Source organism: Mastigocoleus sp. MO_188.B34 (genome assembly GCF_030065675.1).
GTDB lineage: Bacteria > Cyanobacteriota > Cyanobacteriia > Cyanobacteriales > Nostocaceae > Mastigocoleus.
In genome coordinates, this window is the sequence record NZ_JASJDK010000154.1 from 1 (window position 1) to 16,904 (window position 16,904).

A 16,904-nucleotide genomic window follows, 5' to 3' on the forward strand; every position below is an offset into this window, starting at 1 on the left:
TATTTCCTCATAAGACTCAATGAATTGACGACCACAATTCTTGCATTGATAATTTTGTTTTCCTCTTCTGTGCCCATTTTTTCTAATGTTATTATCTCCGCATTTTGGACAATTAATTTCCATTTTTTGTATTAACGATCTGCTTGCAGCAGCGCTGAGACGCGGCTAAGCCGAACGCTATCGCTACCATAGGAATTTTCCCTCAATTATAAATCATCCCGCAACGATGCAACGCCAAATTATTGATATGGATTAGTATTCCTTACGGGAAAATATAACGAAAATGAAAAATATATTTATCCGTAACTGTCACTATTAGCGATCGCTTTTTGGTAAAGGATTTAAAATCATATAGAATGGCTTGTCAAATTTGGCATAAATCAAACAAGCTTCTTGATGACATATAAGTGAACGTGTAGTAAGTAAGTAAGTAAGTAAGTAAGTAAGTAAGAATACATAATGAATAAGATTGATTTCCATAACAAACACTCTAATTATTTAAAAATACTTTTTTAAAATTCAGTATTAATGCTCATGTAGTGCTTAAAAAAACTAATATAAAATCAAATGACAAAATTAAGATTTCCATGAAAAACTTATTTTTGTCTTTACTATTTGACAAGGATTATTCGACGATGCAAATTTGTAAATGGGTCGCAACTGGGAATGAAAATCCAACACTAGTGATGAAATGGATTGATATTGATCAGGTTGAAAAATGGGAAGAAATTAATAAACCCAAGCATCAATTACATTACGCACCTTCAAAAAATAATTTAAATCTGGCTCGTCTCATTCTTAATAAGTTAAGAGAGAGTAAAGCTTATCAAATATCAACTCAAAATGTCGCTGCAGTTCATCGTTTTTGCTAGTTTAACTGTCACTAGAGCAAATATTTTTAAAAATTTCCATCAGAATGTGGGTTTTAGATACGTCTAAAGCCCACATTTTTAGATTTATTCCCAAAAGTTTTAGACCATAAAACAAAGTGATATTTAATACTTTAAACGTCAAAAATTCTTGAAAAACCTATGGAATTTAGACTGTGAGTTAAAATCCGAATACATAAAAACCGAAGGTAAAAGATTGCCTAGGCTTTAGCAATGGTAATCATTTGAATTTAAAAAAGTGCTTTAATGCCTCTCTGTACTTGGGTTACATCTCTTTACCCATGAGTAGAGGGTAAACTTTTATTTTTTTATTTCTAGAATAGAATAGCCTTCCTCTTGTCAATGCTAAATCTTCTATTAAGTTGTTTTTAATTTTACATCTCATATCGTATCTTCATTGTGAGTTAATGCTACATCTTCTATTTTCCGGACTGAATAGGAAAAATAGGTTTTAAGGGCTTAATTTCCTGATGGTCGGATCATTCCAAGAGAAAGGATAACTGTTCTGAAAATTCCTAAATTGATTACCAAATCTCATGCGTAAAACCAAAATAATTTGTACTGTTGGACCTGCGACATCCACACTCGAACGTCTACAGTTACTGGTAGATGCTGGAATGAATATTGCTAGGCTAAATTTTTCCCATGGTACTCACGAGTTCCACAGTCAAACAATTCACGATCTCAGAAAACTAAATACTCCACCCCAAAGTCCTCTCGCATTAATGCAAGACCTATGCGGACCAAAAATTCGCTTGGGAATTTTACCTGAGGAAGGACTAACAGTGGAACCCGGACAGGAAGTTACTTTTGTTTTGCAAGAAGAAGGTAAAACTATTGACGACTTACCTTTACCAATGCCAACTTTATTCGCAATGGTACGACGCGACGAACCGATTATGATTAACGATGGTCGGATAAAACTGATAGTTAGCGATCGCGATGCGGATAAAATCCGAGCAATAGTAAAAATTGGCGGACAAATATCCTCACGCAAAGGGGTGAATTTACCCGAAACCCGTCTACCAATTAGTTCAATCACTGAAAAAGACTTACAAGATTTACGTTTTGGGATTCAACATAATGTTGATTGGATCGCAGTTTCTTTTGTTCGCTCTGCTGTTGACTTAGAACCAGCAAAAAGAATGATTGAAGCAGCAGGAGTCGAAACCCGTATCGTCGCTAAAGTCGAAAGACGCGAGGCTGTCGAGAACTTTGACAGTATTCTGGAAGTTGCTGATGGAATTATGGTAGCCCGTGGAGACTTGGGAGTAGAAATGCCTATTGACCAAGTACCCCTAATTCAAAAAGATATCATTCGCCGTTGTAATCTTGCTGGGAAACCTGTAATCACCGCGACTCAAATGCTGGAGTCTATGATTAGCGCTCCCGACCCTACGAGAGCAGAGGTTACAGATGTTGCTAACTCTATCTTGGACGGTACAGATGCAATTATGCTTTCTGGAGAAACTGCTGTAGGTAAGTTTCCTACTGCTACCGTTGAAATGATGCATAAAATAGCCGTCCATACCGAAAAATCTTTACCCGATGGTACCAAGCAACACTTAATGTATCCTGCAGGTAGCTTGAGCGCGACTGAATCAGTCGCCGAAGCCGCATGTCGAATTGCGTATGAAGTTGGAGCAAAAGCTATAGTTTGTAACACTTCGTCGGGAAATACAGCAAGAATGATTTCTAAATATCGTCCCCAAACTCCAATTGTTGCTATCACTCCCAATAAAGTTACCTACCATCAACTTTCAATGTCTTGGGGTGTAAAAGCTATAACGATTCAACCAGTACATACTGCTGAAGAAATGCTAATCAAGGTTGTCAGTAGTATAGTAGAAATGAACTTAGCAAATGATGGGGAAAAAATCGTCATAACTTCTGGAGTACCTATTGGAAAATCAGGCACTACAAGCTTAATTAAAGTTCATACCATCGGACAGCCAATAACAAATTGATTGGTTGGGTAATTGGTAATTGGTAATTGGTAATGGGTAATTGATAATTGGTAATTGGTAATGGTAATCGATCACAGAGAATAGTAAAATAATTACCTTCATTCCTTTAATGGTGTGCTGTTGCTTTTCTTGACCCTAATAGGATTTAAGATTGAAATATTGTTTGGCTTTTTAGCTATACTTACTTGCAGTCTGGGATAAATCCTAATCTATCCGGCTTTTACAACCCTTTATTTATTGATTATTGTCAAAAAGTTAGAGCCCCAGAAAATTGGTGGCTCATAACTTTAATTGTAAAAAAGGGTTTTAAAGACGGATTTAATATTACTGGGACTTACGCAACCGGCACATTTTTTTTGTAGGGTGGGTGACACAAGCGAGTTAACCTGAACGTATTAATAATGTTTTGAGTGTCACGCACCACCGGTGTATTGTGAAAATTGCGTAAGTCCTGATTACGTCAATATATTCTTCATAATTGAACAGAACCTACACAAGTGTCATAAATTCTGAATTAATCAGGACTTACGCAACGGTCTTCGTAGCGTGTCCGTAGGACATAGATTTGTCATTGCGACCGAAATGCAGTGTAGGGTTAGCGGATCCGTAAGGTAGCACAGCTAGAGCCTGCGGCGTCGGCGGAGCCTCTAGCACCTCCGTTTAGGAGATAGCAATCCCAGAGTTTTTGCGTTAGCGGATCCGCAGGTCGCAGTTCCGTAGGTAGCGCAGCTATTGCTAGCACGCAGCAAAGCTGTTAGCGCAGCGTGACGTTAGTCATACGTAATGACGCAATTACGTTAATTTTGCGTAAGTCCTATTAATGTACAGATTTATTTGTAATTATCATTAATTTATAAAAATATATTCTGTGTTGCTAATAAATAAAAATATAATCTATTGAGCAACAATACTTATATTGCAACTGACAAGTATTTATACTCAATAATAGCAAATAAACTACCGTCCAGTATTTTTTAACTATTGATTGAAAAGTCTAAAGAAAGTTATAAATAATACAGACAAATTAATAATTATATTAATTTTTGCTCACACGATAAATTAATTTTACACCTTTAAAGCACTAGGGTGAACATGGACAATAAAGAATCCTAATTTACAAACTCGATTTCCTGTAACCCCTTGATAATTAACAAATTCAGTAATGGGTACCGGCTCAAATAGATTTGTAAACACGATCGCAGTTTTTTTCTGTCGATAATTTTATTTTGTTTTTGTTACTCTTACTTAAATATGGGTGAATTTTTGTAAATAGATTTTATTTAATGATTTTAGTCGGAGATATACATATTTGTTATCAAAACAGAATATAAAATAAAAATTAAATTTTTGGCTGCCAAATAACTTCTAAATTTTTGTTAATAGAGTTCGTGTGTAACGGACATTTACAAGCATTAAATAAAGCTAAAATAACTGAAAAACAATCTTCAGGCTTTACTAAGCGGCGATCGCCTTTTTTCTTGGTGTTTCTCCATGGGGAAGAGTGCTTGGAACATACTATGGAAATAAGGATATCGTTATTTAATGCTCAAGTTTTTAATTCTATAAAAACCAGGGATCGCGGTTTTAGCTACAGCTCATATTAATTTAATTGGTCTATTATCATGGAGTTGGACAAGCTCAAACCAGAAGGAGTCCCGCATTGAGATTTGGCTGATTCTATGCCAATTACTTATGGTCAGGTGTTCCAGCTTCCTAGTCCTGGATTGATAGTCTACTCTTGGTTAGCTTGATTTAGTCTGGCTTCCAGCATCACAAATTATTCAGATTGCGATACGCAATTTGGCTTACTTATCTACAGGGTTCATTCACTCATAAAATTTATTGGAAAAGAAAAGGCATTCATCTCAGAAAGCTTATAGAATTAAGTTTTTTGTTCCCACCTGAATGACCAATTTCGGTAAATATGTGCTCTTGAGTCCTAAAGCACTAAGGAAAAGCAATATCTTTAGCTAGCTCAAAATAACTTAACTTCGCCAGTTAAGCAAAAATCAATTTGTAATTAGTAATTTGCTATCTAGAAAATGTATCAATTACTAATTACGAGATGTGAGCCAGTAGTAGCAGCATGAGATTAGTCAACAGCGAATGGGAAACAGAAAACAGTGGTTGCCAGTAACACTCCTCCAAAAGAGGTAAATCGCCATCCGGTAAATGCCTATCACGAGGGAGTAGTAAGCAGAAAAACCCAGTTATATAACGGAGGATGTGGCATCACCTATAGACTGTTAACTGTTAACTAATAACTGAACTGATATTAATCCAGACAAATCATTTTTAAGGAGTATGTATGTCTAAGAATTTACTAGAACAATTGCGGGAAATGACCGTTGTGGTTGCTGACACCGGAGATATTCAAGCAATTGAAAAATTTAAACCTCAGGATGCAACTACCAATCCTTCCTTGATTACAGCTGCAGCACAAATGCCAGAGTATCAGGAGATTGTTGACCAGACATTAATTCAAGCAAAAAAAGACGCTGGTGCTGGTGCGAGTCAAAAACAAATTGCTAACCTAGCATTCGAAAGACTGGCTGTATCCTTTGGCTTGAAGATTCTAGAAATTATCCCTGGTAGAGTGTCTACAGAAGTAGACGCACGTCTTTCTTACGATACTGAAGGTACTGTAAACACAGCACGGAAAATCATTGCTCAGTACGAATCTAAAGGTATTTCTCGGGAACGAATTCTGATCAAAATTGCCTCTACTTGGGAAGGTATTAAAGCCGCCGAAATTTTGGAACAAGAAGGAATTCACTGTAATCTCACCTTATTATTTGGCATCCATCAGGCTATAGCCTGTGCTGAAGCAGGTGCGACTTTAATTTCTCCCTTCGTTGGACGAATTCTGGATTGGTACAAGAAAGAAACTGGAAAAGAAAGTTATCCAGCAGCAGAAGATCCAGGAGTACTATCTGTTACAAAAATCTACAATTACTACAAAAAGTTTGGTTACAAAACTGAAGTTATGGGAGCTAGCTTCCGTAACACTGGGGAAATAACAGAAATAGCCGGTTGCGACTTACTAACTATTTCTCCTAAACTTTTGGGCGAATTACAGTCAACCATTGCGAATCTACCTCGTAAGCTCGATCCTAAGACTGCAGCAGCAATGGATATCACCAAGGTAGAAATGGATAAAGCTACCTTTGATAAAATGCACGCTGAAGACCGTATGGCATCAGAGAAATTAGATGAAGGTATCAAAGGCTTTACTAAAGCATTAGAAACCTTGGAGCAGCTATTAGCAGAAAAGTTATCAAGTCTAGACGAGGCGAAAGTTGCTTAAAGTTGGGGTTGATTTGAATTGTCGTAGACGTGACATTTCATATCTCTACTACTGAATTTAGATAACTTCAAAATTATATAGAGGCGTTATTGTATGAGAGACTTACTATTTAACGCCTCTATTATTAACACTCTAACCAATGTTGTTCTTCTAAACGTTCCCAAGCCTTACGAATATGTTGCGGTTTAAATAAATTACGCTTTCTCTCATTCCACTCATGTACTCTCATAATAGCTTGTTCGCTATCTTTTGCTGGGTCATTATATTTCATCGTCACCCAATGAACTGTTGCTAGCATTTCCATTCCATAAGGCGTTTCGAAACCATGTATGAGATTGCTAACTTTTTCTAGTCGTTGTTGTGCTTCTGGTTGCACTTCTAAAAGTTTTTGCGCTGCTTTTCTACCTTCTTCCAATACATAAATTTCAGCACTTTCGGCTTTATTGGTTCCATCTCGATAACCACAAATATAATGCCCTTCAATATGCTTCAAAACATGGTTGAGATTATGAGCGTAGGGACCATATATATGTTTATTGTAAAAGCTTACTGTTTGCAAGCAATCCACTTGATTGAAGGATGGGAAATAAATTACCAATATGGGTAATGTGGTAGATACTCGTAGGCATTAGGTCATATTTATTCTACTTGCTTGACGATTAAAAATTACCCCATTATAGCAATCAAAACTTTCTCCTCTAGCAAACTGTAAACTACCCGCTCCATAACAAAAAATAATGGAATCTAAAGACAGAGAAAGAAAAAGCAGGAAAAAGCAAAAAAAAACAAAAGTATTAATGATTACATATCTCATAGGCGAGACTATTGGTAGTCCAAGATGCTAGCTTAGTGGAAGTAAATTTTGTATCCATAGCTGTCTGTCTGCAAATTAAGGTTACCAGTGGCACAAAAGTTTGAACAAGAAATCTTATCGCCATTCATTTCAGAGGGTAGCGATCGCGATCTTGGTTTAGATTCAACCCTCCAAGAGTTATCGCTTTATAACTTTGCTGTAGAAATGAACTGTCCTACCTTGGAAGTAGCGGAATTATTTAATAAGTATCCACTGTTACCAGGAGTAATACTAGTAGAGCGGGGAGAATATTTTGGAATGATTTCCCGACAGCGACTACTGGAATTTCTGATCCGTCCCCATGGGAAAGATTTACTTTATCAATCGGTATTAAGCGTAATTTATAGCTATACTCGTGTACCGATTTTAGTTCTGTCGGAAGAAACATCTATACTATCAGCCATGCAACTAACTTTGAGGCGCGATCCAGAGTTATTAGCAGAACCATTAGTAGTATATAGCGCACCAGACACATATCGGATGCTCAGAGTGGAAGATTTAAATCTTGCTTCTTGGCAAATTCGAGGTATTGAAACACAGGTTCGTTACGAACGTACCCAAGCCCAAATAATCCAAAATGATAAGATGGCTCATCTCGGACGGTTAGTTGATGGCGTTGCCCATGAAATTCTAGATCCTGTTAACTTTATCTGGGGTAATTTGTCCCACGTATCTAACTACAGTCAAGATTTAATTAAATTATTACTGGCTTACGAACAAGAGTGCGTTAATGTATCTGAGGAAGTAAAACAATTCAAAGAAGATATTGAATTTGAATTTTTAGAACAAGATTTAACAAAAGCACTCAGTAGCATTCGTACAGGTGCCGAAAGGTTAAAAAAATTAGTAATTAGCTTACAAAATTTCTGCCATATAGACGAAATTTACCCCAAACCAACTGATTTACATGTTTGTTTGGACAGCATTATTTTACTCATCAATAGTCGAATTAATGGAGAAATTGCAATAGTAAAAAATTATGGTCATTTACCTCCTGTTTACTGTTTCCTTGGGGAATTAAATCAGGTATTTATGAATATTTTTAGCCAAGCAGTAGATAGTTTGCTCAATGAGGCTATAAGACAAGACTACAACAAAGAAAAAATCAAAATTGCAGATAAACCACAAATTGAAGTAACTACAGAAGTAATTTCACAAGCAGCAACAACAGACGAACTTCTTGAATCTCGCTGGGTTGCAATTCGTATTACTGATAATAGTCAAGGAATGTCAGAAGAAATGCAACAGCAAATTATGGAGTCATTTTCTTTGGATGAACGCGCTGACAAGGAAACCAGTCTGGCGGTAAGTTACCGAATTATAACTGCAAGACATGGAGGTAAATTCAGGATAAGTTCCACTCCTGATTATGGCAATCAGTTTGAAATTTTATTACCTTTAGTGGGAATTACTTGATGTTTTTATCTCAGACTGATTTACCCCCCTAAATCCCCCTTGTCTGAGGTGAGACTATAGTAATATTTTTAAATATATAAGTTAATTTTAAGTCTAAATAAATACTCTAAGAGTCAAATTTTCCAAGTTAATTACCTGATACAATCTGAAGTATTAAGTAATCTTCAGTTAAAAACATTGAGGAAAGATATTGTGTATCAAACTTTCAAAATAACATTTTTTGATTTGTCAATATTTTGACCTTATTCTTTTAAGAGTTTTTAATTTAAGGAGATATAACTTTGATTTGTCACTAACCTGCAAGTTATCACATTGAAATTTACTATATTTTTTACTCTAATATAAATAAAAATAAACTTTTTTCTAATTCTTAATTCATGAATAAGTCATTATTGTACTATTATCAAGTAAAGCTATAAATCCATTCATAGTATAGATTTCAAGCTTCCCCTACATTGTTTTGAATCTTTTGATGTTCTCGGCGAATCAGTTTTATATCTAATAGTTACTGCATAAGTTTTCTTTTCTTTAACTATGAAGTAATGAAAGATATATTTTGGGAGATATATTTTGGGAGATATATTTTGTAGATTCTGCTTTTACTTTAATATAAAAGTTTGAGATCATAATATTTGGTGTATTTCTTATTTACCCATAATAGGAAATATTAGTATTCTGCATTGTTACTTTAATATATAGGATTTTATGTAGTCGATTTAACATTTTAATTTTTTATCAACTATCTACCGAGTTTAAATAAAAAATATTTTCAATCAAAATTATTTTCAGGGGGATAGAAAATGGCAAATAAAAATTCACCAGATAAAGAAAATTTTCTTTGCCCACGTAGTAAATACTATGGTAAATTTACAGTCAATAACTTAGCTTTTAATGCTAATTTGCAAGAATTTTCTCAAAGAGTTGGTTACATAAGCAATCTGCAAACTGCTGGGAAAATTTCTCCCCAAACAGCTTACAAGCAAATACAAGCGCTCTGGAAACAACTAAAACATAGCAAAAAACAATTAAATATCAAAGATAATAAATAAAAAAGTATTTTTCATCTTTTGTTAATCTTTGGGAAAAATATAGCTGACATTATTCATTATTGAATTTTTCTAGGCTCTGCTTCTTCTATCTAGTACTTGAGGCAGAGTCTTAATTTTGGCTTGCTGAGTATAATTTTAGTAAGTAACATGGCATTCCAAAATTGATAGGTAATTTTGCACGCATTTTTCAGGAAATATTACATATTAAGCGGCTTGGGAAATATCTAAATAAATCTTAATATTTTAAAAATAAATATTATTAGAGTGGAATTATAGATTCACTTATAACTCAGTAATTGTATTTATTAGTAGCTTGTTTCTTTTTTAATCGAGGTTAAGAAGAATGATAAATATAAGCTTACTCACTTTAAAGATTATTTTTGTCGCAGGTCAAATTGGTTTCTTTTTGATCCGCTATCCACATCACCAAAATAAGAAAGAAAATCAAATAGTACGGGATCGAAAAACGCTTCAGGAAAACATTTTGCTTTTGTGTGTATCGGTAGGGATGCTGATTTTACCATTCATTTATGTTTTTACACCTTGGCTTAATTTTGCAGATTATCCATTAATAAGTTGGTTAAATATTACTGGTATTATTGTTTATATTTTGTCTCTCTACTTGTTTTGGAAATCCCATCACGATCTAGGTAAAAATTGGTCACCAACCCTGGAAATTCGCGAGCAACATACATTAATTATTGACGGAATTTACAAAAAAGTTCGTCATCCAATGTATACATCAATTTGGCTATGGTGTATTGCTCAAGCTTTATTATTACCAAATTATATTGCAGGTTTTTCTGGAATTATCTCTTTTGCTCTACTTTACTTTCTTCGAGTTGATAATGAAGAAAAAATGATGCTCGAACAATTTGGTGAGGACTATGAAAGATATATGCAAAATACAGGTAGATTATTACCAAAGTTTTAAGTAAAATCAGTTTTCTTTATATCTGCAACAAGGTACAGCACTTTGCAAGTAAATTAGGTACAAAACTATATCCTCAAACTCTTGTTATATGAGCATTACTGTCTGTCTTAATGTACCTCACCAACCTGAAATATGCTGTATTTGTTTTGCGATTCCGATTAGTACAGCAAATCAAATCATTCCGGCATTAATGAGATACGGTAAAGTACAGCATGCTTATATTGGTATTGGGGGACAAAACGTGAAAATTTCCCGTCGTATTACTCTAAATCATGGATTAGGGACAAATACAGGGATTTTTGTCATGTTTGTGGAATCTAATAGTCCTGCGCATCAAGCAGGTTTACAATTGCGGGATGTAATAGTGGGATTCAATAATCAAGCATTGAGTAACATGGATGAGTTAAGTACTTGGAGAAAATTAATTGTATATTTGTCATTGCGTTAGCACGCACCTACGGTGAACAGCTTGCTGCGGGCTAGCGTAGCGTAACGTAGCATATGTCCTGTCGGACACGCTAACGCTAACGCAAGGCTTTGAGATTGCTGAGGACGCGCTCCGCGTTCAGCTTTGCTGCGGTCTAACACTATCGTTTGTTCTAACGAACATGCAATACCTACGGTACGCTTCCGCTAAGCGCTAACGCAATGACATAAATATTTTTGTCCAACTACTTACACGAGCTATTGACAGCAGACCAAATCGGTGTGCGATCGCGTTTAACAATATTGCGCGGTTCTTCTAAATTAGAAATTAACATTGTACCTTCAGTATCACCTTCACAAAGATAAAAATACTACTTATGAAAACATATAATAAATAACACCACATGTATTTTGTTTTACCCACCTACTCTGATTCTCTTCAGGTATAGGGTTACTGTTAAACCTGATCGCATCTGAGATAAAAGTCTCTTTCCTCCATACCTGTACAAATATTAATTATTAAACTTGACTATAATAGATTGGGAAAAATATTGGGAAAAACTCCACTGGGAAAATTCCTATTTACTAAATATTTATATTGAATAAAAGAAATTTATGAAAAAAATTATTAGTTTTTTTCTTATTAGTTTTTGTCTAATGATAGGAATGGCTAGCTGTTCCATAGATAATCCTACAAATAGTAGTGATATTGTTATTGGCTCGAAATCTTTTACAGAACAAGATATTTTAGGAGAACTCTTAGCACAGCAGATTGAAGCAACAACAAATCTAAAAGTTGACCGACGTTCCCGCTTGGGTGGAACTTTTATTTGTCATCAAGCAATTGTGACTGGTAATATTGATGGCTATGTTGAATATACAGGTACTTCTTATAATGCAATTTTAAAGCAAAAAGTTATTAGTAACCCTGAAGAAGTTTATCAGCAAGTTAAGGAAAATTATGACCAAAAATTTAATTTGGAAGTTATGGAACCTTTAGGTTTTGAAAATACCTATGCCATAATTATTCGCAAAGAAGATGCAGAAAAATATAATCTGCAAAACATATCTGAAGTGTCAAAACATACATCAAAATGGCGTCTTGGGGCAGGATATGAATTTACAGAACGCCAAGATGGCTTGTCCGGTTTAGTAAAAAAATATAATTTAGATTTTACCCAATCACCACAGCAAATGGATAATGGTTTATTATATCGGGCAATTCATCAAGGTTTGGTAGATATCATTGCAGGAACTTCTACCGATGGACAAATTTCTCGTTTAGGTTTAGTGTTGCTAGAAGATGATCGGGAATATTTTCCACCCTACGAAGCTACTCCAGTTTTTCGTAAAGATACCTTAGAAAAATATCCCCAGTTGAAAGATTCTATTGCTAAGTTAAGCGGAAAAATAAATGCCGAGGAAATGCGTAGGCTCAATTCTTTAGTTGGTGGAGAGTTAAGGAATGTGAAAGATGTTGTCAGGGAATTTCGTAAGTCGAAAGGTTTATAATACTGATTTTCTTTACATACTGCTAGACTTTTTTTATAAAGGGGAATAGAGACAGGAAAAAGGGAACAGGTAAGAAAGAATAGGTAAAAGATTTACAGAATTTTTAGGTAGTAGTATTTTTTGGAGTTTATTTTTTAGAATTTATTTTTTGGAATTAGTATATTTGACTTTTGATTTACAAACATATTAATTAACTTGAAGTTCAAACTTACCTTGAGCGAAATCCTGTTTAAACTTATCTAAACAAGCTTCTAATCTGGTTAGCATTTCCTCTGAATGACGATCGCTACTAAGATAAGGTTTTGCTGTCTTTAAAATCTTAGACATTTCTTGCGCTGCTTTTTTCTGTCGTAAATAATCCCGTAAATTTCGTGCTGGAGATAAAAACTTATCAAATCGACGGGAATTTTGACTATCACCTTTAGCCCATCCACCGGTTGAAGAGCGAGGTTGGTGCAAATAATTAAGGGAATGGGGCTGATATTCAAGCTTCATGGAAGCACACCAATCTTGCCATTTAATTGGAAGAATAGAAGAGTGAGTCTTAACTGGAATCCAGGGTACTCGTAATGCATCTGCAACAATTGCTCCATGCATAGCTTCACAAATGAGTACTTCTGTTTGACGAATAAGTGTCAAAATATCTTCAATTTCCCAAGCAGGACTTATATATCCAAATCCTAATTGTTCGCAAACTTTTTTCCAGCCGTCTCCTGCAAAATCATAATGAGGCATATAGGAAAATTTATACTTTTTTGTCAGGGGACTGCAATCAATTACCTTACGTAATAAAAGTGCGCCATCAGTTATAGCTAAATCGCTGTTTGCACCCAGAGTTTGTGCTGAGATAGGTCCTCGCAAACAGTAAATTTGGTAAGACTCATCAATTACAGGTGTACTTTTTCCATAACCGGCTCCACTACTGAAGATTACTCGCAATTTTGCCTCAGAAGTGCGTCTTGGGAGTGCATCATTAATTAAAGTACCGATACCAACAAAAGCAGAGCTTGGATCGTCATCTAAAATCCCAGGTAGCAGATGCTTCCATAACCAAGGATTAAGTGCATCTCCAAAGTTTTGCCTACCATTTGGATATTTACAATAGTAAAGTTTCATGGGAACAGGACTATAAAAAATTTTGTTGACAAATTTAAAGACGTAACATCAATTAGATGAAAGTAGTACATTTGAGCTTCAATTGAGTAACTATTAAAAATCCCAACCTATAAGCTTTTTGACTTATGTCCTACGGACACGCGCTTGACGCCTACGGATCCGCTAATGACTGACTTGTGCTTGCGATATTTACACCGGTAAACCACTGCGCCAGCGTCTTAACATTAGAGGAAAACGAGTTATAAAAATTTCGCTCAGAATCATCAAACTAGTAAAGCTCTTAGCCTTTTTTAACAGGTAAATAAAAGCTAATGGATTGAGCCATAATTGTTTTTGGTTTGACAAGTGGCGAGTTAAGTCGACATCGCTAAGAATTGAACTTAGTTGAGATGGTAATTCTAGACTAGAAGGTAATTTATTAGGACAAGAATTTACATCATATCTCGCGTTAACCCATGCTTCTTCTTGTCCCTTGTAAGTTTTAGATTCAGGATGACCACAACCAATATTGTAAGTAAAAGAAGTAGTGGGAATTATATGTACTTTTTTATGGTAAAGAGCCGCAAGTGTAAATGTAATCACCCAATCTGTTTGCTGATTTTTTTCTAACCAAAATTGATTAATCATTGTCATTTTGGTTTGGGAATTAGCTGGAATCTTATAAAAATTACCAAAGGGATTATATTGCTTTGATTTATTTACTAAGTCTAGTTGTTTCCATCTATCTGACCAAGTGCCAAAACCCCAACAAAAAACACGATTAGATACTATGAAATCTCGATCTATTTCTGCTGTATTTAATTCTGCTGGTAAACTTGCATATGCACTGATAGAACATACTTCCTGTCGATCGCGATAAACTTCTAAGAGTCGAGACATACGGTCATAGAAATTTCGGTTAGGTACTGTATCATCCTCTAGATAAACTAAAGAATCATTGGATGATAAAACCTCTGTTAAACCTAGAATGATATTGCGATCACATCCCAAGTTATCTTTTCTCGCAACTATATCAACAAATACTGATGATGATGTCGAAAACTCCTCTAATAAAGTAATACACTCCTCAATCAAAGGTTTATCGTGTAAATTTCTTGGACCATCTATAAAAGCGATTACCTTAAGTGGTAATAAAGATTGTTCACTAATTCCTACTAGAACTTTTCTGATTAAATCAGGACGAGTAAAAGCAAATAAAACAAGTGGTGGCAAGTTTTTTGGCAATAAAACATCATCAAGACAAGTAGTCGAATTTATGTGACTATTCATCTTTTATAAAACTCCTGTATATTGATAATTATTTTTTATAATATTTTTTTGAGCAAAAATATTTTAATTGAATTGATATATGTTTTTTTGGGAAAATAGATATATTCAAACAGTATAAATAATTGTTTTTTATATAAAAATTTAAAAATCATCATATAAATTATTCTTCATAAGTCTATTTTATCTTATTTAAAAAATACTTTTTAAGTCTATTATTTATATAATTGCTATGTATATTATCTTTATTGTTAGAGTTTAAATCTTCAGTATATTTACTCTATATTTGCAATAATATAGCAATATTATTTGATTTTAAAGAGACAAACCCTGTAGAAAGACTTCACGCAAAGTCTCTATAATATTGATTTTTAGTATCCCCTCAAAATTTCGGGGTAAGGGTTATTGAGGCATCCATGACCAACCAAATGGGTTAGAAGAAGATTTTTCCCGAATAATTGTCCCTAAAGATGGAACATTTTCAACTTGAGAAATGCGGTCACGTATATACTCAAAAAAGCTGATACCCAATTTATGAGTAGTGTCAACAAGAGACATAAAAATATCCCAGGCTTTAGTACCTTGTTGAGTTTGGGTGGCATAACTAATGTTACGTCGTTGCACCATATTTCTGGCAGCTAACTCTGCCGGATTGTTGTGCAATGGTAATTCTGGATGCTCCAAAACAAGAAGCAACTCGTCTACTTTTAAAGCAGTTAATCGTTTTCGCTCATCTAACTGCTCGTAACCAGTTTTTGAGGTAAAAAGTTTCCAAAATTCCAATTCTAGTTGGTGAGCTTTATCCCAACTGGGAGCACAACGATAAGCTAGTAGTTTGCGGTAATATTCCCAGAATTGCTCCAGAAAGTGATCTAGAATTTTTTGATGACAAGGAATAAAAGGGCTTAACTTCTTATAATGTCTTCCTTCATGTATCCAGCACAGAGCCAAATCATCAGTTATTAGTTTAAACTGGGGAGCATCATCACACAGTAGGGTTTTGACTTGAGGAATCGCAGATTGTTGATGGTAAAAAGCAATAGAGGACAGCTTCGTATATACGGTTACAATGTTGAGAACCTAATTTACTCAAATACTGATTAATTAATGCATTCAACTCCAAATCTTTAAAAACTGTTTGTTGAGGTAATAATTTGAGTTGATTAATCCACTTGGTTGGTACTTTGAAGGTTTCTAATAACTCATATGTCAACTGATTGAGAATAAAATCAAGCTCAGTTGTGTTTTGTAATACTTTTAATACGCTCAAACGGTTTTTATTCTGTGTCGTTTGATAGATTGTATATAAAGGGTTGCAAATTACGTTCGTTGTATGGTTGACTCCACCAACACGCGCACCTGTTTGGTCAAAGTGCTGCCAAGGGCTACTTGCTAGTCCTTGAGAATATATTTCTTTATACTCTGCTTCAAATACTTCTTGATTTTTGATTAATAAATCCGATAAGTATCCTGCACTCATCGAGATACCAATATCTGATAAAAATTCTAATAGTTTTCCTTGGGTCATATTTCCGCCATAATATAAGCTCACTACCAAAGCTTTTACTCCTGGACCAAATTCTCCTTGATAACCTATTGGTAGGGGTGCTAAATATGTTTTTCCAGTTTGCGGTGAGTAGTATTTTTGTTTGCGGAATAATACGTTATCAGGTTTGAGTAAAATATCTTGAACTATTACTTCCTCATAACCCTTGAACTGTGCGTCTGCTGGTAATTGCTCTTGGGGGTAAACTAAAATCTCTTCTCGGTTTATCTTAATTATTTCGTTTTTACTTTTTTTACTATGTTCTTTTGGAGTAAATCGCTCTTTTTCTGAGGAATGATCTTTTTTAAACCCTTTCTTCTTATTCGCTTTTATATCTGGTTTACCTTGTTCCCCTTTGAGACGGTTGTTTTCATCCCGTAATTTTTGGTTTTCTTCTTCTAATTGTTTAACCTTTGAGTTTAGTTCCTCTATGAGGTTGAGTAATACTTCTACTGTTTGACGCACCTGTGGGTCTGCAATAGTACCTGGGTCAACCGATTGCAGTAATGCGGACACTAATTTCTCTGGTGGTTTTTGCGTCATGGGTCATATTCTACGATACATCCCCTACATTTGTTCCTTCTTCTTTTTTCTTCTTACCCCGATTTACTGAGCGGATACC

14 protein-coding genes and 1 pseudogene are annotated in these 16,904 nt (G+C 34.8%); 9 read left to right on the forward strand and 6 right to left on the reverse strand.

The window, feature by feature from the left end; all coding sequences use genetic code 11:
* Positions 1 to 117: pseudogene (locus QNJ50_RS25255) on the reverse strand (IS1 family transposase); the annotation flags it as partial.
* A gap of 518 nt (positions 118 to 635) precedes the next feature.
* Between QNJ50_RS25255 and QNJ50_RS25260 the strand changes: the two are divergent.
* The 3 genes from QNJ50_RS25260 (at position 636) to QNJ50_RS25270 (ending at position 6,164) form a co-directional block, all read left to right on the forward strand.
* A complete protein-coding gene (locus QNJ50_RS25260; protein WP_300641110.1) occupies positions 636 to 872 on the forward strand; it encodes a hypothetical protein in 237 nt (78 codons plus the stop codon).
* Positions 873 to 1,426: 554 nt separating this feature from the next.
* Positions 1,427 to 2,857: a pyruvate kinase gene (gene pyk, locus QNJ50_RS25265; protein WP_300641112.1), complete on the forward strand. Its 1,431-nt coding sequence runs from the start codon at positions 1,427 to 1,429 to the stop codon at positions 2,855 to 2,857.
* 2,308 nt (positions 2,858 to 5,165) lie between these two features.
* On the forward strand, positions 5,166 to 6,164 hold the full coding sequence (locus QNJ50_RS25270; RefSeq protein ID WP_300641114.1) for a transaldolase: 999 nt from the start codon (positions 5,166 to 5,168) through the stop codon (positions 6,162 to 6,164).
* Positions 6,165 to 6,288: 124 nt separating this feature from the next.
* Here the strand turns inward: QNJ50_RS25270 and QNJ50_RS25275 are convergent, their stop codons facing one another.
* Positions 6,289 to 6,732 (reverse strand): hypothetical protein, encoded by a 444-nt coding sequence (locus tag QNJ50_RS25275; protein ID WP_300641116.1) that lies wholly within the window; start codon positions 6,730 to 6,732, stop codon positions 6,289 to 6,291.
* Between the two features lie 333 nt (positions 6,733 to 7,065).
* On the opposite strand from QNJ50_RS25275, the gene QNJ50_RS25280 reads away from it, so the two are divergent.
* From QNJ50_RS25280 to QNJ50_RS25305, 6 genes are all read left to right on the forward strand, one after another.
* On the forward strand, positions 7,066 to 8,433 hold the full coding sequence (locus tag QNJ50_RS25280; RefSeq protein ID WP_300641118.1) for an ATP-binding protein: 1,368 nt from the start codon (positions 7,066 to 7,068) through the stop codon (positions 8,431 to 8,433).
* 800 nt (positions 8,434 to 9,233) lie between these two features.
* Positions 9,234 to 9,482: a hypothetical protein gene (locus tag QNJ50_RS25285; RefSeq protein ID WP_300641120.1), complete on the forward strand. Its 249-nt coding sequence runs from the start codon at positions 9,234 to 9,236 to the stop codon at positions 9,480 to 9,482.
* Positions 9,483 to 9,825: 343 nt separating this feature from the next.
* Positions 9,826 to 10,416 (forward strand): protein-S-isoprenylcysteine O-methyltransferase, encoded by a 591-nt coding sequence (locus QNJ50_RS25290; protein WP_300641122.1) that lies wholly within the window; start codon positions 9,826 to 9,828, stop codon positions 10,414 to 10,416.
* Positions 10,417 to 10,504: 88 nt separating this feature from the next.
* Entirely contained in the window at positions 10,505 to 10,864 is a 360-nt protein-coding gene (locus tag QNJ50_RS25295) for a S1C family serine protease (RefSeq protein WP_366914331.1), read from the forward strand.
* Positions 10,865 to 11,079: 215 nt separating this feature from the next.
* Positions 11,080 to 11,208 carry a hypothetical protein gene (locus QNJ50_RS25300; protein ID WP_300641124.1) on the forward strand — a complete coding sequence of 43 codons (129 nt, stop codon included), beginning with the start codon at positions 11,080 to 11,082 and terminating at the stop codon, positions 11,206 to 11,208.
* A gap of 249 nt (positions 11,209 to 11,457) precedes the next feature.
* Positions 11,458 to 12,354 (forward strand): glycine betaine ABC transporter substrate-binding protein, encoded by an 897-nt coding sequence (locus QNJ50_RS25305; protein ID WP_300641126.1) that lies wholly within the window; start codon positions 11,458 to 11,460, stop codon positions 12,352 to 12,354.
* A gap of 186 nt (positions 12,355 to 12,540) precedes the next feature.
* Here QNJ50_RS25305 and QNJ50_RS25310 read toward each other — a convergent pair whose 3' ends face one another.
* From QNJ50_RS25310 to QNJ50_RS25325, 4 genes are all read right to left on the reverse strand, one after another.
* Complete coding sequence (locus QNJ50_RS25310) at positions 12,541 to 13,470, reverse strand: polysaccharide pyruvyl transferase family protein (protein WP_300641128.1); 930 nt, start codon at positions 13,468 to 13,470, stop codon at positions 12,541 to 12,543.
* Between the two features lie 189 nt (positions 13,471 to 13,659).
* Positions 13,660 to 14,739 carry a sugar transferase gene (locus QNJ50_RS25315; RefSeq protein WP_300641130.1) on the reverse strand — a complete coding sequence of 360 codons (1,080 nt, stop codon included), beginning with the start codon at positions 14,737 to 14,739 and terminating at the stop codon, positions 13,660 to 13,662.
* Between the two features lie 399 nt (positions 14,740 to 15,138).
* A complete protein-coding gene (locus QNJ50_RS25320) occupies positions 15,139 to 15,687 on the reverse strand; it encodes a transposase (RefSeq protein WP_300641132.1) in 549 nt (182 codons plus the stop codon).
* Positions 15,688 to 15,721: 34 nt separating this feature from the next.
* Positions 15,722 to 16,825 carry a hypothetical protein gene (locus QNJ50_RS25325; RefSeq protein ID WP_300641134.1) on the reverse strand — a complete coding sequence of 368 codons (1,104 nt, stop codon included), beginning with the start codon at positions 16,823 to 16,825 and terminating at the stop codon, positions 15,722 to 15,724.
* Positions 16,826 to 16,904 lie beyond the last annotated feature (79 nt).